Annotated in this window: 17 protein-coding genes; 7 read left to right on the top strand and 10 right to left on the bottom strand. The window is 62.2% G+C overall.

The window, feature by feature from the left end:
- Positions 1-6 precede the first annotated feature (6 nt).
- Positions 7-597, bottom strand: coding sequence for an ATP-dependent Clp protease proteolytic subunit (locus tag ACZ9EJ_RS04590; protein WP_244447884.1), 591 nt, complete (start codon positions 595-597; stop codon positions 7-9).
- Positions 598-812: 215 nt separating this feature from the next.
- Here ACZ9EJ_RS04590 and ACZ9EJ_RS04585 point away from each other — a divergent pair, with 215 nt between their 5' ends.
- Both ACZ9EJ_RS04585 and ACZ9EJ_RS04580 read left to right on the top strand, forming a co-directional pair.
- On the top strand, positions 813-1,397 hold the full coding sequence (locus ACZ9EJ_RS04585; RefSeq protein WP_046638980.1) for a HupE/UreJ family protein: 585 nt from the start codon (positions 813-815) through the stop codon (positions 1,395-1,397).
- A 97-nt stretch (positions 1,398-1,494) separates the two neighbouring features.
- Complete coding sequence (locus ACZ9EJ_RS04580; protein ID WP_046639290.1) at positions 1,495-2,358, top strand: DUF2076 domain-containing protein; 864 nt, start codon at positions 1,495-1,497, stop codon at positions 2,356-2,358.
- Between the two features lie 48 nt (positions 2,359-2,406).
- Here ACZ9EJ_RS04580 and queF read toward each other — a convergent pair whose 3' ends face one another.
- From queF to ACZ9EJ_RS04560, 4 genes are all read right to left on the bottom strand, one after another.
- Entirely contained in the window at positions 2,407-2,871 is a 465-nt protein-coding gene (gene queF, locus ACZ9EJ_RS04575; protein WP_037076427.1) for a preQ(1) synthase, read from the bottom strand.
- A complete protein-coding gene (locus ACZ9EJ_RS04570; RefSeq protein ID WP_255743090.1) occupies positions 2,868-3,737 on the bottom strand; it encodes a cation diffusion facilitator family transporter in 870 nt (289 codons plus the stop codon). Before ACZ9EJ_RS04570 ends, queF begins: the two co-directional genes overlap by 4 nt.
- A 268-nt stretch (positions 3,738-4,005) precedes the next feature.
- On the bottom strand, positions 4,006-4,509 hold the full coding sequence (locus ACZ9EJ_RS04565; RefSeq protein ID WP_046638979.1) for a GNAT family N-acetyltransferase: 504 nt from the start codon (positions 4,507-4,509) through the stop codon (positions 4,006-4,008).
- The gene (locus tag ACZ9EJ_RS04560) at positions 4,510-6,699 is read right to left on the bottom strand and encodes an anthranilate synthase (protein ID WP_046638978.1); all 2,190 of its coding nucleotides are present in this window, start codon (positions 6,697-6,699) and stop codon (positions 4,510-4,512) included.
- A 310-nt stretch (positions 6,700-7,009) separates the two neighbouring features.
- Between ACZ9EJ_RS04560 and ACZ9EJ_RS04555 the strand changes: the two genes are divergently transcribed.
- A complete protein-coding gene (locus ACZ9EJ_RS04555) occupies positions 7,010-8,239 on the top strand; it encodes an extensin-like domain-containing protein (protein WP_080955646.1) in 1,230 nt (409 codons plus the stop codon).
- 23 nt (positions 8,240-8,262) lie between these two features.
- Here the strand turns inward: ACZ9EJ_RS04555 and ACZ9EJ_RS04550 are convergent, their stop codons facing one another.
- Positions 8,263-8,646 carry a nuclear transport factor 2 family protein gene (locus ACZ9EJ_RS04550; RefSeq protein WP_046638977.1) on the bottom strand — a complete coding sequence of 128 codons (384 nt, stop codon included), beginning with the start codon at positions 8,644-8,646 and terminating at the stop codon, positions 8,263-8,265.
- A gap of 95 nt (positions 8,647-8,741) precedes the next feature.
- Here ACZ9EJ_RS04550 and ACZ9EJ_RS04545 point away from each other — a divergent pair, with 95 nt between their 5' ends.
- The gene (locus ACZ9EJ_RS04545) at positions 8,742-9,338 is read left to right on the top strand and encodes a TetR/AcrR family transcriptional regulator (protein ID WP_046638976.1); all 597 of its coding nucleotides are present in this window, start codon (positions 8,742-8,744) and stop codon (positions 9,336-9,338) included.
- Between the two features lie 50 nt (positions 9,339-9,388).
- Here ACZ9EJ_RS04545 and ACZ9EJ_RS04540 read toward each other — a convergent pair whose 3' ends face one another.
- The 4 genes from ACZ9EJ_RS04540 to putA all read right to left on the bottom strand — a co-directional run bounded on the left by ACZ9EJ_RS04540 (position 9,389) and on the right by putA (position 17,584).
- A complete protein-coding gene (locus ACZ9EJ_RS04540; RefSeq protein WP_046638975.1) occupies positions 9,389-9,766 on the bottom strand; it encodes a VOC family protein in 378 nt (125 codons plus the stop codon).
- 217 nt (positions 9,767-9,983) lie between these two features.
- The gene (locus ACZ9EJ_RS04535) at positions 9,984-11,663 is read right to left on the bottom strand and encodes a formate--tetrahydrofolate ligase (protein WP_046638974.1); all 1,680 of its coding nucleotides are present in this window, start codon (positions 11,661-11,663) and stop codon (positions 9,984-9,986) included.
- Positions 11,664-11,837: 174 nt separating this feature from the next.
- On the bottom strand, positions 11,838-14,090 hold the full coding sequence (locus tag ACZ9EJ_RS04530; protein WP_046638973.1) for a TonB-dependent hemoglobin/transferrin/lactoferrin family receptor: 2,253 nt from the start codon (positions 14,088-14,090) through the stop codon (positions 11,838-11,840).
- A gap of 371 nt (positions 14,091-14,461) precedes the next feature.
- On the bottom strand, positions 14,462-17,584 hold the full coding sequence (putA, locus tag ACZ9EJ_RS04525) for a bifunctional proline dehydrogenase/L-glutamate gamma-semialdehyde dehydrogenase PutA (RefSeq protein ID WP_046638972.1): 3,123 nt from the start codon (positions 17,582-17,584) through the stop codon (positions 14,462-14,464).
- Between the two features lie 110 nt (positions 17,585-17,694).
- Between putA and ACZ9EJ_RS04520 the strand changes: the two genes are divergently transcribed.
- The 3 genes from ACZ9EJ_RS04520 to ACZ9EJ_RS04510 all read left to right on the top strand — a co-directional run bounded on the left by ACZ9EJ_RS04520 (position 17,695) and on the right by ACZ9EJ_RS04510 (position 19,547).
- Positions 17,695-18,156, top strand: coding sequence for an Lrp/AsnC ligand binding domain-containing protein (locus tag ACZ9EJ_RS04520; protein WP_046631214.1), 462 nt, complete (start codon positions 17,695-17,697; stop codon positions 18,154-18,156).
- A gap of 216 nt (positions 18,157-18,372) precedes the next feature.
- Complete coding sequence (locus tag ACZ9EJ_RS04515; protein WP_251089915.1) at positions 18,373-19,038, top strand: helix-turn-helix transcriptional regulator; 666 nt, start codon at positions 18,373-18,375, stop codon at positions 19,036-19,038.
- A gap of 38 nt (positions 19,039-19,076) precedes the next feature.
- Entirely contained in the window at positions 19,077-19,547 is a 471-nt protein-coding gene (locus tag ACZ9EJ_RS04510) for a PAS domain-containing protein (RefSeq protein ID WP_046631218.1), read from the top strand.
- Positions 19,548-19,550: the final 3 nt, after the last annotated feature.

Raw genomic sequence — 19,550 nt, 5'->3', positions numbered from 1 at the left:
GAGCGATCAGATTTCGCTCTGCGACGTCACGATCCGCGAGACCAGACCGTAAGTCTTGGCTTCCTCGGCGGACAGCCAGTAGTCGCGATCGGTGTCCTTGGCGATCTTTTCGACCGACTGGCCGGTTGCTTCCGCAAAGATCCTGTTCAGCCGCTCGTTCATCTTGATGATTTCGCGGGCCTGGATCTCGATGTCGGACGCCATGCCGCGGGTGCCGCCGGACGGTTGATGAAGCAGGAAGCGGGTGTTCGGCAAGCAGATACGGCGCTCCTTCGGAACGGACACGTAGATCAACGCGCCGGCCGATGCGACCCAGCCCGTACCGATCATCCAGACCTTCGGCTTGATGAACCTGATCATGTCATGGATCGAGTCGCCCGATTCCACGTGGCCGCCGGGCGAGCTCACATAGACGCGGATGTCGTCATCGCTGGCGGCGGCAAGCGCCACGAGCTGCGTATTGACCTTCTGCGCCAGTTCCTGGGTAATCGTTCCATAGATGAAGATCGAACGCGACTTGAAAAGATTCGCTTCCGTTTCCTTGCCGAGCGGCAGTTCCTTGGTCTTGTCGTCCTTGTCGTCTTCGTCGTCGAGCACGCTGAGAGTCTCCTGCATCAGATTCATATACCGGACATAATGTGTTCGCCGCCGTAAAACAATGGAGCGCAGAGTCTAAGACGGCACCTTCCACGGACTAAGGTGAATGACGTAGTACCGAGCCTCCTGCCGCGGTAATTGCCGATGGACAGCCATCAGGCGCTTGCCTATCCTCCGATGCCATTCCACATGCACATAATTTCCAGGGGACCCAAATGCTGAAACGCCTTTCGCTCACCGCCGCCATTCTTGCCGCCGCCACCGCACCCGCCTTCGCGCATCTCGATCCGGCGGAGCACGGTTCGTTTCTCGCCGGTTTCTCCCATCCGCTTTTGGGCGCCGACCATATCCTGGTCATGGTCGCCGTTGGCCTGTGGGCGGCACAGATCGCGAGCGGCAGCAGCCGCAATGCCCTGTGGATAATCCCCCTGGCCTTCGTCGGCACAATGGCCGGCGGCTTCCTGCTCGCGCTCGGCGGCGCAGGCCTTCCCTTCGTCGAACCGGCAATCCTCGCCTCGGTGATCGGCCTTGGCCTGCTCGTCGCAACCGCGGTCAAACTGCCGGTTTCGGCAGCCGCGGCCATCGTCGGCGTCTTCGCATTGTTCCACGGCCACGCCCATGGAGGCGAACTCGGCTCGGCAGGCGCGTTGCAGTTCGGCACCGGATTTATGATCGCCACCGCCTTGCTCCATGCAGCCGGCATCGCGCTCGGCCTCGGCATCGCCCGATTCAGCCCTTATATCGCCCGTATCCTCGGCGCAGGAACAGCACTTCTCGGCCTGTCGCTGGCCTTCGGCTGAGCCCGAAGATTACCGAAATGTAAGGGATTCCGGCTTTGAAATGCCGGAATCCCTGCTTACCTTCCTGGTGACGGCAAACGCCCGCAAGGAGGCAAACATGTCACCGGAAGAACGCCAGCTTCTGACCGCCCTTTTCGACCGCATCCGCACCGCCGCCGCAACCCCGCGCGACCGAGATGCGGAGACCTTGATAGACCAGGCAACCCGCGAACAGCCCTACGCCACCTACTATCTGGCCCAGGCCGTGATCGTGCAGGAAAAGGGCCTGGAAGCTGCCGCCAACCATATCAAGGAACTGGAAGACCGCGTCCACCAACTCGAAGCGGAGACAAGCGAACATCACCGCGCCGAACAGAGCGGCGGGTTCCTGAACTCGATCTTCGGCAGCGGCCAGGCCCAGCAGCCTGCGGCCCCGCAGCGGGCTCTCCGGACCGGTCCCGGTCCCCAGGCAGGTCCCCAATCCGGGCCGTGGGGTGCCGCCCCACGTCAGAGTTACCGCACCGGCAGCGATTATGACGACGGTTATCGTGCACCTCCGCCCTCCGCCGCCCCCTGGAGTGGCCAGACGTCCGTTCCGTCGGCCGGCGGCGGCTTCCTGCGCGGCGCTTTGGGAACTGCAGCCGGCGTCGCGGGCGGCATGCTGCTCGCCAATTCACTGTCGGGCATCTTTGGCAGCCATATGTCGTCGCTGGGCTTGGGCTCGCCTCTTGCCGGTGCGAACCCGTCCGGCAGCGGCAACGCCCCGGCCGAGGAAACCGTCATCAACAACAATTATTTCGGGGATGACGCGATCCGCCAGGCCTCGGATGGCAATGCCCCCGCCAACAGCAATGATGCCGCCGACAAGTCCGGCTCGAACGACGGCTGGCAACAGGCCGATTACGTCGACGACGATTTTTCCGACGACCAGGCGGATTTCGACAACAGCGATATCGGCAGCGACGATTCGATGGACGTGTGAGTGGGGCGACACCTCCCCTTGTGGGAGGTGTTGGGGAGTGGCCTCCCGCTACCCACGTCCCCGGTACGTCGCAACCCCCTGCTCCGGTAGCCATACGCCGGCCGGAGCCTCGCCCGTCTGCCAGAACACGTCGATCGGGATGCCGCCGCGCGGATACCAGTAGGCACCGATCCTGAGCCACTTCGGGGCGAGCAGGTCGACGATCCGCTTTGCAATGTAGATCGAGCAGTCCTCGTGGAACGCGCCGTGGTTCCGGAACGAATGCAGGAACAGCTTCAGCGACTTCGACTCCACCAGGAACCCGTCCGGAATATAGTCGATGACGATATGCGCGAAGTCCGGCTGGCCGGTCATCGGGCAGAGAGAGGTGAATTCCGGCGCCGTGAAGCGCACCACGTAATCGGTGCCCTGGTTGCCGTTCGGCACCTTTTCCAGCACCGCGGTTTCCGGGCTCTGCGGAGCCTCCACCTGGGATCCGAGCTGCGAGAGCCCGCTGACATCAGTCATCGTCATTTGCCTGTTCCTTCGAATTCGACCTTCCGTCCATGCGGATTTTCGCTTTCCGGCTCCACATGGATCGCCAATGTGGCGCCCGCAATAATCCCTTTGATCGCATCTTCCAAGCGGTCGCAGATCACATGCGCCTGTTCGACGCTCATGTCGGCCGGCACGACGAGATGGAAATCGATGAAGGCCGCGGCCCCGGCCCGGCGCGACTTGAGATCATGGACACCGAGCGCGCCGACCGAATGGGTGGCGATCGCCTCGCGCACCGCCGCCTCCTCGTCCGGCTCCAGCGCCCGGTCCATCAGCCCCCCGATGGAATGGATGATCATCTTGTAGCCCTGCCAGAGAATGTTGATCGCGACCAGGATGGCGAGCACCGGGTCGAGGATCGCATACCCTGTGGCAATGGCCAGGATGAGGCCGGCGAAGACCCCGGCCGAGGTGACCACGTCGGACATGATGTGCTGGCCGTCGGCCGCCATCGCCGGCGAATAATGGGCGGTGCCGACCCGGATCAGGGTTGTTGCCCAGAATGCGTTGATGACCGCCGCAAGCCCGTTGATCGCAAGGCCGAGCACCGGCGCATCCGGAAGTCTCGGCGCCCAAAGCCCGTCCCAGGCTTCGCCGATGATCAGGATCGCCGCGACGATGATCAGCCCGCCCTCGACCACCGCCGACATATATTCCGCCTTGTGATGGCCGAACTGGTGGTCGTGGTCGGCCGGCCGCTGCGCATAGCGGATGACGAAATAGGCGATGAAGGCGGCAGCGACGTTGACGAAGGATTCCAGCCCGTCCGACAGCAGCGCGACGGAACCCGTCACCCACCACGCCAGCATCTTCAAGGACATGACGCCGAGCGACACCGGCATGCCCCAGAAGGCCAGCCGCTCGACGATTTTGACTTCCCTCGCCACGATGTCTTCCTTTTTGCGCGTGCGAATGATTTGCAGGACCGAAGGCCCAAAACGGCGAAACCGCCGCAGCGAGATGGTCTCGCTGCGGCGGTTTCGGATGAGCTGCATATGGCGCAGATGAGCGAGTTTGTCAAAGGGCCGGCTGGCAGAATCCGGCCTTGTCGGAGGGTATCGCGGCGGCCACGTCCGCCTCTCCTTGAGGTGCCGTCAGCCTGCAGTCCACCTACCCGAAGACCACCGCCATGCTGATACTGTCGATATACCGACCGTCGATCTTCACCGCATCCCGCGCCACGCCCTCGCGCACGAAACCGACCTTTTCGTAGAGTGCGATGGCACGCAGATTGTCCGCGTGCACATGCAGCTCGACGCGGTGGAAGCCGCGTTCGCGGGCCTGCCCGACCGCAGCGCGGATCAGCCGCGTGCCGAGCCCCTTGTCGCGGTAACCGGGGATGATACCCATGCCGAGCGTGCCGCAATGGGCATGGATCGGACGCGGATGCCGGCGGATGTCGCACCAGCCGACCACCTCCCCGCCAACAACGGCAACGACCTGCGGATGGCCGTTCTCGATGTTGTCGAGCACGAAGGGCCGCACGTCTTCAAGCGGCGGCGCCTCCAGGAAGCTCAGGTACTTTCGCTCGCGCGAGACCGTGTCGAGAGCCCTGTGAAAGCTCTCGACATGCTCCTCGCGGATGGATTCGATCGGGATGGCTTCGGACAACATTTACGCCGCCTGGGTCTTCGCCCGCCGCGACAGATGCGCGACGACGTTCTCGATCATCCGCATGCCGGCGTCGCCGCCGAGCGTCATGATCGATTCCGGGTGGAACTGCACGGCCGCCACCGGCTCCTTGACGTGCTCGATGCCCATGATCGTGCCGTCCTCACTTTCGGCGGTGATCATGAAATCCGGATGCAGCGTCTTCGGATCGGCGAAGATCGAATGGTAGCGCCCGACGGTCACTTCCTTCGCGAGCCCCGAGAACACGATGCCCGGCTCCAGGACACGGATGCGCGACGGCTTGCCGTGCATCGGCACCGCCAGATGCCTCAACTCCCCGCCATAGGCCTCGGCGAGCGCCTGCAGGCCGAGGCAGACACCGAAGATCGGCAGGCCTTTAGAGCGGGCCATCTTGATCGTCGCCTTGCAGTCGAAATCCTTCGGATTGCCGGGACCGGGCGACAGCACGACGAGGTCCGGATCGAAACGGTCGAACACTTCTTCCGGCACCGGCGTACGCACGGTCGAGACGGTGGCGCCGGTCTGGCGGAAATAGTTGGCAAGCGTATGGACGAAACTATCCTCGTGGTCGACGAGCAGGATTTTCACCCCCTGCCCTACCCGCGCCACGTCGCGGCCGACCTTGGCCGCATTGCCGGCCCTTGCATCACGGATCGCTGTCAGCATGGCGGACGCCTTCAGTTCGGTTTCAGCCTCTTCCTCGTTTGGATCGCTGTCGTTGAGCAGCGTCGCGCCGGCACGCACTTCGGCAATGCCGTCCTTGATGCGGATGGTGCGCAACGTCAGCCCGGTATTCATGTCGCCGTTGAAGCCGACCATGCCGATCGCCCCGCCATACCAGGCGCGCGGGCTCTTCTCGTGGTTCTCGATGAACCGCATCGCCCAAAGTTTTGGCGCACCGGTGACGGTGACGGCCCAGGCATGGCTGAGAAAACCGTCGAACGCGTCCATGTCTGGCCTGAGGCGCCCTTCGATATGGTCGACGGTGTGGATGAGCCGCGAATACATCTCGATCTGCCGGCGGCCGATCACCTTCACTGAACCCGGCTCGCAGACGCGGCTTTTGTCGTTGCGGTCGACATCCGAACACATCGTCAGTTCGGACTCATCCTTCTTGGAATTCAAGAGCTTGAGGATCTGTTCCGAGTCGGCGATCGGATCTTCACCACGCTTGATCGTGCCGGAAATCGGGCAGGTCTCGATGCGCCGGCCCGACACCCGCACGAACATTTCCGGCGAAGCGCCGACCAGATATTCCTGGTGGCCGAGATTGATGAAGAAGGAATAGGGCGACGGATTGATCGCCTTCAGCCGGTTGGAGATTTCCGAAGGCTTCGAGTCGCAGCGTTCCATGAACTTCTGGCCCGGCACCACTTCGAACAGGTCGCCGCGCCGAAAACTCTCTTTCGCCTTTGTGACGAGGGCCGCATATTCGCCCGGCCGATGGTCGCCCTTCGGCGGGATCGTATCGGTGCGCTGGAACGGATCGGGCGCGATCTCCTGGTCCTTGCCTTCTGTCGTCACCCCGTCCTTGGAAAAGTCGTAACGGTCGATCCAGGCTTTGGCGGCATGATGGTCGACGACAAGGATTTCGTCGGGCAGGAACAGCACCATGTCGCGCTGGTCTTCCGGCCGCTGCATCGAAAGCTTGATCGCATCGAACTGGAAGGCGAGGTCGTAGCCGAAGGCGCCGAACAAGCCGATTGCCGAATCCGCCTCCGAATGGAACAGGTCGACGATCGCCCGCAGCACGGAAAACACCGTCGGCATCTTCGAGCGCTCTTCCTCGGTGAAGACACGGGTCGGCTCGTTGACGGTGAGGTCGAGGCGGCGGTCCGTCCGCGCCCCGAGCGTCAGGTCGGCCACGGTCTTCAGTTTATCGGCAACGAAACCGAGCAGCACCTCGCCGCGGCCGTTGAAGGCCTCGATCCACACCTTGCGGCCATTCGAGGAAATCCCGAGCGGCGGATCGGCGATCGCCGTGTCCCAGCGGGTGTAGCGGCCCGGATATTCGTAGTTGGAGGAGAACACCGCGCCGCGCCGTTCGTCGAGCCTGTCGACATAGGAGGAGATCGCATCCGCATAGGGTGCGGCGCGCCGCTGCCGGCTGACCGCAATCCCGCCCCTCGTCTCGTAAACCTCCGAACCGTCATCCCGAATGATCGTTACCATTGTCCTGCCTCTCCAATGTCTTTGCCCGGGTCCCTGCGGCGGATAACAAAAAAGCCGCCTCGGGTTCCGGGCGGCTTGTGGTCTTGTCGATGGACATGACTGGTCAAGGCCGCGTTGAGCGAGCCGGCCACCAGTTAGCGATGTTCATCGAGTTCATCATGGGCCGAATTGTTAGCTGGGGTTTTTGAACCGCGCAAGCGAATTTCCATGACCCGCAAACAGAATTCTGGCGCTCCGATGCGACCAAAACCGGCGAGCGGCGTTTATCGTCCCTCAAGGGTCGAAGAAACCCATCCGAGAAGGATACGGCATGCAGCATTCGTGGATCGCAATTCTGGCAGGCCTGCCCTTGATCATTGGGGCCGGATTGCCGCCCGAAAGACCGATACCGCAGGCGCAACATTCCGGCGTCCCGGCGGGCGTCGTGGAGGTAAACTTCCTGACCCGCCTTCTGGACGACGGATCGCGTGAACGTGCACCGCGTCGCCGCGCGTCTCCACGATCGCAGGCACGCGGTGCAGTTCCGCTACCACCCGCGCTGACAAACGTTCCCCTGCCGATCCCTAAACCGGTCGGAGAAGCGGGGAAGCCGGCTGAAGCACCTCAGCAGGCGGACAACACCGCCGACAAGCCGGTCGTTCAGGAGGCCCCGCCACCTGTGGCGCAGAACCGGCCGGGCGAGAACCCTCAAAGCCCGCCCGCAAGCCCGCCTGTCGTCGAGCAGCCCGGCACGGCCTTAGAATCGGCACATCAGGCAGAAGTTCCAACGCCATTGCCGAAACCGGGCACCGCGCCTGCCGATGCACAGCCCACGGACAAACCCGACCAGGCGGCGGCACCGGAACAGGATGCAGCCAAGCCGGAAGAGGCCAAACCGAACGAAACCAAGGCGGACGCCCCGGGCGCCAAGGAAGACGGCAAGCAACCGGACGAGCAGAAGGCAGAAGCTCCGCCCCCGCCGCCCCCGCCGCCGCTCGTCAAGGAAGACCCCGAGGAGCTGAAGGCCTGCCTTGCCGATCTCACCTCGCTCGGCGCCAAGTTCGAGCCGAACGATCCGATCGACGACGGCAATGGCTGCGGCATCGAAAGCCCGATCGACGTCACCGAGGTCCTGCCCGGCGTCTCGCTGGGCGGCGCCACGATGCGCTGCAAGACGGCGGTCTCGATGGCGCACTGGCTGAAGGACACGGTCCAGCCGGCTCTCAACATCGCCATGCCGGGCCGCAAAATCACCGGCCTCGTGCCCGGCTCCACCTATGCCTGCCGCCTGCGCAACAGCGCCTCGACGGGCAAGATTTCCGAACACGCCCGAGGCAACGCTTTCGACGTCGCCGCCTTCAAGCTCGACAACGGCGAGAAGCTGGAGATGAAGCCGCGGACCGAGGACTCCACGATGGAAGGCGCCTTCCAGCGCACGGCGACCGCCGGCGCCTGCCTCCACTTCACCACCGTCCTGTCACCGGGCAGCGACGCCGCCCACCAGAACCATCTGCACCTGGACGTGTTGGAGCGGAAGGATGGGTATCGGTACTGTCGTTGAATGCCCCAACGGCCTGAGCTAGGTCATTCGAATTCCCGGTTAACAGCCGTCGCCTGCGACCAGACGGCGACCCAGCGGTCGTCCTGATACTCATAGCTGTCGGTGTGCCAGTAGCCGCTGAGAGGTAGATGATGCCCACCGAAGATGACCTCGAGCTGCGAGCGATAGCGGATGACGGCCGCAGAACCATAAGCGCGTACTGCGATCTCCTCCGGCTCCCAGGCAAGGTATTTAAGTTGCCCTGCCGCAATCGCGCCGAGATATTGTTCTCGCGACAGGGCAACGCCGATCGGCGTGATCAACTGGAAATCCGGCGCGTGATGGCGCTGCGCGGTAACGATATCGGCACTCACCAAGGCGCGCAGTCTGGCGCGCTCCGCGTCACGAATACGCTCTTCTTCGTTCATGTCGGCTCCCGGGAAATTTAAGTCAATTGGACATACAGACAAAATATGTCCAATTGACTTTTGACGGAAAAGACAAAAAATGTCAATCTGTCTAAATGTACGAAATCGACTCCAAATCGGCTCAGATCCTGGATGCGGCACTTCCCGTGTTCATCCGTTTCGGTTTTCGAAAGACAACGATGGCCGATATTGCCCGTGCGGCCGGAATATCGCGCGCCTCACTCTATCTTTGCTTCAACAGCAAGGAAGAGCTGTTCCGCGCCGGGTCGATACGTGCCCATTCCCAGACCATGAATGATGTCGCGAAAACGCTTGGTCGGCCAGGAACCATTTTCGACCGCATTTCGACCGCCGTGCTCGCCTTTCAGGATGGATTGATCGCTCCGTTCGGCGGGAGCGACAATGCTGAAGAACTGTTTGCGGCCAATATGGAGCTGGCTCGCGACATCACGGCTGACACACGAACGAGGCTGCTGGACTTGCTGACGAAAGCATTGGCCGAAGCGGACAAGAATCGAGAAATTGACCTGACCGCTGTGGGAAGCCAGCCCGCAGCTCTGGCGGCCCTGATCGCCGCCGCGATGGACGGGATCAAGCACACACATGGCGTCGGGCCGGAATTCGAGCGCGGCACTCATCTGTTCATAGCGCTTCTGAAGCTGGCAACGACCTCATCCCAACTGCGCGCATAAAACTCTCTGCAATGGAAAGCCCGCCCGGACAGCCCGGGCAGGCGATACCTTCATTCTCGCCAGCCCACCTCAATCATCACCCGGCCGGGCGCCAGGCAATAGAACAGATACCCGCCGCGCATCTCGCGCGGCTCCCCCACCAGTTCGGCATCGCCCGCCTTGAGCTCCCGGTAGAGCCTGTCGACGTCGGCTCGCTCCGGCTGGATGAAACCGAGATGGTAGGTGACGACCCCCAGCGCGTGCTGTTCGGCGCCGCCGAATTTTTCGACCGGCCGGCTGACGACGATTTCGAGGCCCGCATCGTCTGCCAGGATGGCCAAGCCGTTCGTGCCACGCATCTCACGCTGAGTCAGGCCGAAATGACGGACGAGGAAGGCGCTGGTTGCCGCAACGTCAGACACGTGGATATCGATATGGTTCATACGCATCGTTTTTCTCGCAAGGTTACCCGGCGGAACGCGACGCGGAACAGGCCACGAGAATCCGCCGAGAGCGGCACGGGATGTACCGTTTCTCGTCGCGGGTTCTCAACGGTGGACCGAAGGATCAGAGCTTCCTTGCGGAAGGGGCCGTGCTTACCATATCCGGCCCTGCCTTTTTCGACGGACGGAGCTTTAACACAAGCCGGTTCGGGCGCTCAAGCCCTCAGAACAGCCCCTCCACGAAACCGTCCTCGTTCAGGAAGATTCGCTCCGCAGACGGCACGCGCGGCAGGCCGGGCATGGTCATGATCTCGCCGGTGATCGCGACGACGAAGCCGGCACCGGCGGAAAGCCTGACTTCGCGCACATGCACGATGTGGCCCTCCGGCGCGCCACGCAGGGCGGGGTCGGTCGAGAAGGAATATTGCGTCTTGGCGATGCAGATCGGCAGGTCGCCGTAACCCTGCTCCTCCCAGGCCTTCAGCTGGTCGCGCACGCCCCGGTCGGTGGTGACTTCGCCGGCGTGGTAGATCTTCGAGGCGATGATCTCGATCTTTTCGAGAAGCGGCAGGTGATCGGGATAGAGCGGCTGGAATTTTGCCTGGCCGCCCTCGGCAAGCTCGACCACCTTGAGAGCGAGCTCCTCGATGCCGGCAGACCCTTCCGCCCAATGCCGGCAGACGATGCCGTCCGCCCCGTGCCGTGCCGCGTAGTCCTTGACGGCGGCAATCTCGTCCTCCGTATCCGAGGTGAAATGGTTGATGGCGACGACGACCGGCACGCCGAATTTTCGCACATTGGCGATATGGCGGCCGAGATTGGATGCGCCGCGCTTCAGCGCCTCGACATTCTCGCGGCCGAGATCCTCTTTTTTCACCCCGCCGTTCATCTTCAGCGCCCGCACGGTGGCGACGATGACGGCCGCATCCGGCTTCAGCCCCGCCTTGCGGCACTTGATGTCGAAGAACTTTTCGGCCCCGAGATCCGCCCCGAAACCCGCTTCCGTCACCACATAGTCGCCGAGCTTGAGCGCCGTGCGGGTGGCGATCACCGAATTGCAGCCATGGGCGATATTGGCGAACGGCCCGCCATGCACGAAGGCCGGATTGTTTTCGAGCGTCTGCACCAGGTTCGGCTGCATGGCGTCTTTCAGGAGCACCGTCATCGCCTTGTCGGCCTTGAGATCGCGGGCAAAGACGGGCGAGCGGTCGAACCGATAACCGATGACGATGTCGCCGAGGCGTCGTTCGAGGTCCTTGAGGTCGGCCGCCAGGCACAGGATCGCCATCACTTCCGAGGCGACGGTGATATCGAAACCGCTCTCGCGCGGAAAACCGTTGGCGACGCCGCCGAGCGAGACGACCGTCTGGCGCAGCGCCCGGTCGTTCATGTCCATCACCCGCCGCCAGCTGATCCGCCGGGTATCCATGTTCTCGGCATTGCCCCAGTAGATATGGTTGTCGATCATCGTCGACAGCAGGTTGTGGGCAGACGTGATGGCGTGGAAATCGCCGGTGAAATGCAGGTTGATGTCTTCCATCGGGATCACCTGCGAATACCCGCCGCCGGCCGCCCCGCCCTTGACCCCGAAACACGGCCCGAGCGAAGGTTCGCGCACACAGATGATGGCCTTTTTGCCGATGCGGTTCAGCCCGTCTCCGAGGCCGACGGTGGTGGTCGTCTTGCCCTCGCCCGCCGGTGTCGGGTTGATGGCGGTGACGAGGATCAGCTTCCCGTCCTTCTTTCCCGAAAGGGAAGAGATGAAATCGGCCCCGACCTTCGCCTTGTCATGGCCATAGGGAGCAAGCGCCTCGACGGGAATCCCGAGCTTAGCGCCGATCTCGACGATCGGCTTCTTCTTCGCGGCACGGGCGATTTCGATGTCGGATCTGACCTCTGCCATGCAATCCCCGCTCCCAATTTTATCAAGCCAGTATGGCTGTTGATTATGATTAGCGAGGGAAAAGCACCGTGGGAATAGCGGGAGCAGCGGCAGTCACAACTTCTCCCGGACAAAGAAAAGGGCGGCGCGATTTCTCGCACCACCCTCCCCGGGCGCCCCCGCCGATGTTTTGGTTCAGAACCGCTGGGTGAGTGAGACTTTGAACGACCGGCCGGGTTCGGAGTAGAACTCGCGGGACTGTATGGCGGTGTTCTGCCTCACTGTTGCGTAGTCATAGTAGGTTTGATCGAAAACGTTGTAGATGCCCGCATTGATCTTCAGCCCCTTCACCTGCTCGGGTTCCCACCAGGCGGTCAGATCCGCGATGAAGTAACCCGGAGTCTTGAAGTAGGTACCGCCCTTGCCGTCGTCGTTGCGCGAGGCCTGCACACCGATCACGTCCACACCGACGCCCCATGCCTCCGTGTCGTACCCAACGCTTGCGACCGCTTTGAGAGGGGCGACCGACCGAAGGAACGTGTCCTGGTCGAGATCGTTGCCGCGAGCAAAGGCGAGCCCGCCGCCGATCCTGAAGCCGTTGTCGAAGCTCTTATGAACGCTGGCTTCGATGCCGTAGATCTCGGCCCGGGCGATGTTTTCGTAGCGACTGACACCCTGCGGATAGCTGGCCAGAGGATAGCCGAGTGCAGCTGCTTCCGCCGCAGTCAGGGCGCGAGAATCGATGAAGTTCTTGTAGCGATTGTAGAAGAGGTTTATGCGGCCGCCGAAACGTTCGTCGCCGAGGTTGGCGCCCACTTCGAAACTGTTGCTGGTTTCCGATTCCAGATCCGCATTACCGAGCCGCAGATAGGTGTTGAGGCCACCGAATGAACTGTAGAGCTCACCGGCCGTCGGCGCGCGGAAGCCCATGGCCCACTGTGCGAACAGCTCGACATCCTCGTTCACGTCATAGCCGACGCGCAGCTTCGGGGAGAGCGCCCAATCCTCAAAACCATCCGGAAGCACGGGATTGCTGGCATTGTCGTCGTAGGCTCCGGTCATCTTCGGCGCATGGCGGACCCAGTCGAACCGAAGACCCGGCATTAGCGTGAAGGCGGAGTTCTCAAAGTCGATCTCATCGTCGAGATAGAAGCCGATACGGCTCGTCTCGACCTTGGGCGTGTCAGCCTGGTTCGTGTGCAGGTTGGCGCAGGCGGAAAAGCCTGGTGGATAAACGCCGGGGCTGATGGGCGCCGGGCAATTGTCATAACCGGACGAGTATTGTTCCGAAGTGATCCGCACAAGATCGAAGCCGAAGGTGAGCCGGTGATTGAGGAAACCGGTGTCAATATTCTTTTCCAGCGCGCCGATCAGGCCAAAACTATCCTGTTCGTAATCGTTGCGGCGACCGATCGGTCCGATGACCGACGTCGAACGGATTCCGTCGTAACCGTCCAGGGTCTTCTGGTTCATATAGTAAAGCGAGGCCCAAGCGCTGTCGATCTGACTATCGTCGCTCTGTGACTCGTACTTGTAGTCGAGCGAAACCCGGTCGCGATCCATATCCTTGACTGCCGTGTAATTTCCTGGCCGGTAATTCCCGGTCGCCGACTGCATGGTGCGCATGTCGCTCTCGCGGTCTCGGCGGAATCGCTCTGCGGTCAGACCAAAGGTATGTCCCCCCTCGAACTCGTGGCGTAACTTGAAGAGCAGATTGTATTGGTCGTATTCGGAAGGATTTGCCTCGGTGCGTGCGGTATTGAGAGCGTCCACGCTACCATTCGTCTTCCGCTCCTGCCCCTTCTTGTATCCGCCCTGGAAAAGGATCGAGGTATTTTCGATCTTCTTGGCCACGCCGACCGAACCGAAGCCGCTCGTATCAGCGCTGTCATAGCCGGTCCGGGCGATGCCGCCCCAATCACGGCCCTCGCCAATGAGGTCTTCCGGCTCCAGCGTCCTGAGGCCTAAAACTCCGCCGAGGGCACCCGGGCCGGCTCGGCTCGAATCAGCGCCACGCACCACATCAACGCCTGAAAGCGAGCCGAAATCGAAGGCATCGACGCCGCCGGTCGCGCCACGCGTGACATCGTCGATGAACGGCGTCGGGATGCCATCGACCGTCGTCAGCACACGGTTTCCTTCGAGGCCGCGGATGTTGATGGCACCTGTGGTACGGTTGAAGTTGACCCCGGGTTGCGCCACGCGGCCAAGATCCTCGACATTGGTGATCTGTTTGTTTTCGATCTGCACCTGTGTGGTCTGCGTCGCTAAAGGCGTGTCCGCCACGCCGCCCGGCTGTGCTACCCGTTTCCCCTTTAGCACGATCGGCTTCAGCGTCGTGTCCGCCTGCGGCTGTGCGGCCTGCTGGGCGGCCGCGCCGCAGGCGAGGGAAAACACCGCGAGCGCGGTGCAGGTGGCAAGGGTGGATCGCAGACGTCGGGTGACCATGACTGTCCTTTCAATCAGGGCACACGAAACCGTCGGCGCGCGCGAACGCACCGGAAAGGCGGCGGCCCTTTTCAATTCTGGCAAGAATGTGGCGGGAGGCGGAAAATTGCCTTATTCATGCCATTAGAAAACATGAGTATTATTGTCAATTATTAAAACATGACTCGAATGATCATATTTGTGCGAGCTGCCTGCGGTGGTAAAAATACAACAAGGCCGCATGCAAAAGGCCCGGATCGCTCCGAGCCTTTTGATTGCGCTGCTACGTTTTGACGGCAAAGCCGTCGCGCTACCGGCGCTTCGCTTTCGCTCAGCGCGTTCGACGCTCAAAACGCTCCACTGGAGCGTTTTGACGGCTGCGCCGTCGCGCCTCACCCCTCCCCAATCGCGATCAGGCTGGCGTTGCCGCCGGCCGCCGCCGTATTCACCGAGATCACCTGTTCTTCGGCAAACCGCATCAGATAAGCTGGGCCGCCCGCCTTGAAGCCTGTTCCGGAAAGGCCGGAGCCGCCGAAGGGCTGGGTGCCGACGACCGCGCCGATCATGTTGCGGTTGACATAGACATTGCCCGTGTCGAGCGCTTCCGTCACCTTGCGGATGGTGGCCTCGATGCGGCTGTGGATGCCGAGCGTCAGGCCGTAACCGGTGGCGTCGATCGCGGAAAGTACCTTGTCGAACTCCTTTGCCTTCCAGCGCACCACGTGCAGGACAGGGCCGAACACTTCCCTGGTCAGCATTACGGCGCTGTTGAGCTCGATGATGTGGGGGGCGAAGAAATTGCCGGTCGCCGGCGCGCCTCCGGCATAACGTATCTTCTGTTTTTTGGCCCGCATGTCCGAGATGTGGTCGGCGAGCATTTTTTTCTGGCTCTCGTCGATGATGGGCCCGACATCGGTATTCTGTCTCGCCGGATCGCCGAGATTGAGTTCGGCCGCCGCACCCTCGATCATCTTCAGCATGCCGTCGGCGACATCCTCCTGCAGGAAGAGGATGCGAAGCGCCGAGCAGCGCTGGCCGGCCGAACGGAAGGCAGAAACGACAACGTCGTCCGCCACCTGTTCCGAAAGTGCCGTCGCATCGACGATCATCGCATTGATGCCGCCGGTCTCGGCGATAAGGGGCACGATCGGCCCGTCCTTGGCGGCCAGCGCCCGGTTGATCGCATGCGCCGTCCTGGTCGAACCGGTAAAGGCGATACCCGCGAGCTTCGGATGCGCCGTGATCGCGGAGCCGACATCCGGGCCACCCGGCACCAGCGCCAGCACTTCGGCGGGAACGCCGGCCTGGTGGAACAGCCGGATTGCCTCATAAGCGATCAGCGGCGTCTGCGGCGCCGGTTTTGCGACCACCGTATTGCCCGCCACCAGTGCAGCCGAGATCTGGCCGATGAAGATCGCCAGCGGGAAATTCCACGGCGAAATGCACCCGAACACCCCACGTCCGCGCCAGAAATGGCGGTTGTCCTCGCCGGTCGGTCCCGGCATCGACGTCGGCATGGCGAACAGCTCGCGACCCTTGTCGGCATAGTAGCGGCAGAAATCCACCGCCTCGCGGATCTCGGCGATCCCGTCGTCCAGCGTCTTGCCGGCCTCGGCGGCCAGAAGCGCCAGCAGCCGGTCGCGGTTTTCCTCCATCAGCCCGGCGGCCCGTTCCAGGCAGGCGGCGCGGATTTCCACCGGCTGGCGCGACCAGGCCCGGAACGCCTTGGCCGCCGCGGCAAAGGCGGCATCGACATCGGCCGGTGTCGCGTCACGCACGGTGCCGACGATCTTCGACCGGTCGGAAGGAGATCGAACCGGCTTTTCCTCGGCCTTGGAGGTGACCCCTGCGACCAGCGGCCCCGCCTTCACCTCGCCCCACGATCTGGAAACGCTCGCCATAAGCCGATCGAGTTCGACCCGGTGGCCGAATTCGAAACCCGCGCTGTTCTTGCGCCGGCCGTAGATGTCGGAGGGCAGCGGGATCTGCTTGTGCCGCGCGCTGATCCCGTCATCGAGGCCGAGCCGCGCCGATGGCCGTTCCAGCAACTTTTCGACCGGCACCTGTTTGTCGCCGGCAACCGCGACGAAGGAGGAGTTGGCGCCGTTTTCGAGAAGCCGGCGGACGAGATAGGCGAGCAGATCACGATAACCGCCGACCGGGGCGTAGATGCGGCAGGCGATCCGGTCGTTGCTTTCGAGCAGGTCGTCGTAAAGCGCCTCACCCATTCCATGCAGACGCTGGAATTCGAAACCGGTGCGGTCGGGCCCGGCCAGCTCCAGGATCGTCGAAACCGTCAGAGCATTGTGGGTCGCAAACTGCGGAAAGATCCGCGCCCGCTTGGCAAGAAGCTGCTGGGCGCAGGCGAGATAGGCAAGGTCGGTCGCGGGCTTGCGGGTCCAGACCGGATAGTCCTCGATGCCCCGCTCCTGCGCCCGCTTCACCTCGGTGTCCCAATAGGCGCCCTTGACGAGCCGCACCATCATCCGGCGGCCATGGGTGGTGCAAAGCTGGTCGATATAGTCGATGACTTGAGGCGCACGCTTCTGATAGGCCTGGATCGCCAGGCCGAACCCGTCCCAGCCGGCAAGTGACGGATCGGAGAACACGGCGGCGATCACGTCGAGCGACAGTTCCAGCCGGTCGGCCTCCTCCGCGTCGACGGTGAAGTTGAGCTGGTGTTCCTTCGCCATCCGCGCAAGGTCGAGAAGGTCGGGCACCAGTTCGGCCATCACCCGGTCACGATGGGTGGCGAGGTAGCGCGGATGCAGCGCCGAGAGCTTGACCGAAATGCCCATCCGGTCGGGAAGCTGGCGGCCCTTGCCGTGTTTCTTCATATGAGCGCCGATCGACTGGATCGCGTCGGCATAGGAGCGGAAATAGCGCCTGGCGTCTTCGGCGGTGCGGGCGCCCTCGCCCAGCATGTCGAAGGAATGGCGGTACCCCTTCTCCTCGCTCTTGGCGGCGCGCACAAGCGCGTCCTTCATCGTCTCGCCGAGCACGAAATGGTGGCCGAGGAAACGCATCGCCTGCTTGGTGGCGGTTCGCACGGTCGGCAGGCCGACGCGCTTGACAAGACCGCGCAGGATGCCCTCCGGCGTCTCGCCGGGGCCGATGACGCGCGCCGAAACGGCAAGCGCCCAGGCGGATGCCGACACGAACCAGCTGTCGCCGGAAGCCTCATGGGTGCTCCAGCCGCCTTCGCGCAGCTTGTCCTCGATCAGCCGGTCCTGGGTCAGGGCGTCGGGCACGCGCAGCAGCGCCTCGGCAAGCACCATCAGCGCCAGCCCTTCGCGGGTCGAAAGCCCGTATTCGCGCAAAAAGTCCTCGACACCGCCAACCTTGCCGGCTCCGTCGCGGATGGCATTGACCATCCGCCGCGCCCGCTGGTCGATCGCCGCGTCCTGCGCCGACGTGAAGCTGGTGCGGGCGGCGAACTGCCGGATCAGCCGGTCGTCGTCTCCGGCATAGGGCGCATTGAAGGGAATGAAGGGCTCGGTCAGAATCTGGCTCATACGCATCTCCGTTTCATTCTCTCCATAGCGGTAATTCCCTGGTGATTTCGGCGGATTTTTATGGCATCAACGGAATATCTCACGGCAACTTTGGCAAAATATAGCGAAACATGAAGGACATCGACCGTCTCGACCGAAAAATACTCCGTGCGCTCCAGAAAGAGGGACGCCTGAGCAATCTCGAACTCGCCGATCGCGTTTCGCTGTCACCCACGGCGACCGCCGAACGGGTCAAGCGGCTGACCCGCGAAGGATACATCACCGGTTATAGCGCTTTGCTGTCGCCGGAAAAGCTCGGGCGCAATCTGCTCGTCTTCGTGCAGGTGAAGCTCGACCGCACCACGCCCGACGTTTTCGACGCCTTCGCCGCCGCGGTGAAACGCAGCGACGACGTGATGGAATGCCACATGGTGGCGGGCGGTTTCGACTATCTGGTGAAGGCGCGGGTCGCCGGAATGGAGGCTTACAGGCAGTTCCTGTCGGAGGTGATTCTCCCGCTTCCGGGGGTCAGGGAGACCCACACCTATGCCGTCATGGAGGAAGTCAAGGCAACCGGATATATCCCCGTATAAATCTTGAACCGGTAACTCCATGAATTCATGGGAATAAAGTGAGCTTGTATCGGAAAAAGGGCCGATTTCTGCTGCAGCGCACGAAATTTCGCTGGCTATTCAAATCGATTGATATATTTCTTAACGATCACATAAACCATCCGTCAGCTCGCCCGCATGATCACTTTGGAACGGCAATCGATTCTCAACAGCGAGATTTCCGCCGCGGATTCGCGGGTGGAAATATTTGCTGCTCTGAAGCGCGTTGCCCATGAGTTCGGGTTTCGCCACATCACGCTTTTCGCCGCCACCAGGGCGGATGAAACGCTTTTGTCGAGGATGATCGTCGAGACGACGCTGCCCGCAAGCTATGTCCAGGAATTTGACCGCCGCCGCCTTTTGAAGCTCTGTCCGGTTGCGCCGATCGTCACGAAATCGGTTCTTCCCTACTGTTGGTCGATCGACGATCCGGAAAGTGTGCGCGGTTTCCCTGTTCCGGTCGAGATGGACGAATTGCAGCGCCGATACGACATCATCGCCAGCGTCGCGATGGCGGTGCATTCGATCGATGGCGGCCGCTTCATGCTGCGCTTCGACGGTATCCGGCATCGGCTGAGCCAGGTGGAGCTCAACGAGATCGGCATGATCGTGCTGCATGCCTTCGATGTCTTCGACAAGATCCGCCGCAGCGCCAAGACCGGTACCGCCGGTCCCTTGACCACCCGCGAACTGGAGGTCGTCCGCTGGACCGCACAAGGCAAGACATCCTCCGAGATCGGGCGGATCCTTTCTCTCTCGGATCACACCGTTAACGCATATATGACTAATGCCATAAAGAAACTGGATTGCGTCAACCGCACCCAGTTGGTAGCTAAGGCATTGAGATTGAGACTCATAGTGTGAGGTTGGGGCGTTATCTCCCGGCCTCTGGGAGAAAAAGATTGACGTTTTGGGTCGAACACACCGAAAAACGCGTCAATACTCAATACCGGGAAGTGGGACTCTCTGCAGACGAGGTAGTTGAACTCGCCTCGGCCTTTCGTTTCTACGGTTATTGGCGGATCGATCTGGACACCGGGCACTTCTTCGCGACGGAGGACGTCTGTCGCATCCTGGGCCTGGAGCCGAAGGACGGTCCCATGAACATGGTCGCCATCACCGCGCGCATCCATCCCGACGACATGCCGCAACTGATGGAAACCTTCGAGCGCGCCAGCGGCGAACGCTTGACCTATCACAACATCTACCGCGTCAAGGCCGATGCCGAGCACTACAAATACGTTCGCAGCGTCGGCAAATTCCGCGACAAGCCGGGCACGAGCGGCGAGGTCGTCGGAATGACCTACGAGTTCTTTGCCGAACGTCCCGGCGTGACGTTCTTTCTCGACGAACCCGATCTTCCGAAAACCTGACTT

This window comes from Neorhizobium sp. USDA 3394 (genome assembly GCF_056280385.1).
This window is presented reverse-complemented; position numbering and strand designations above follow the sequence as displayed.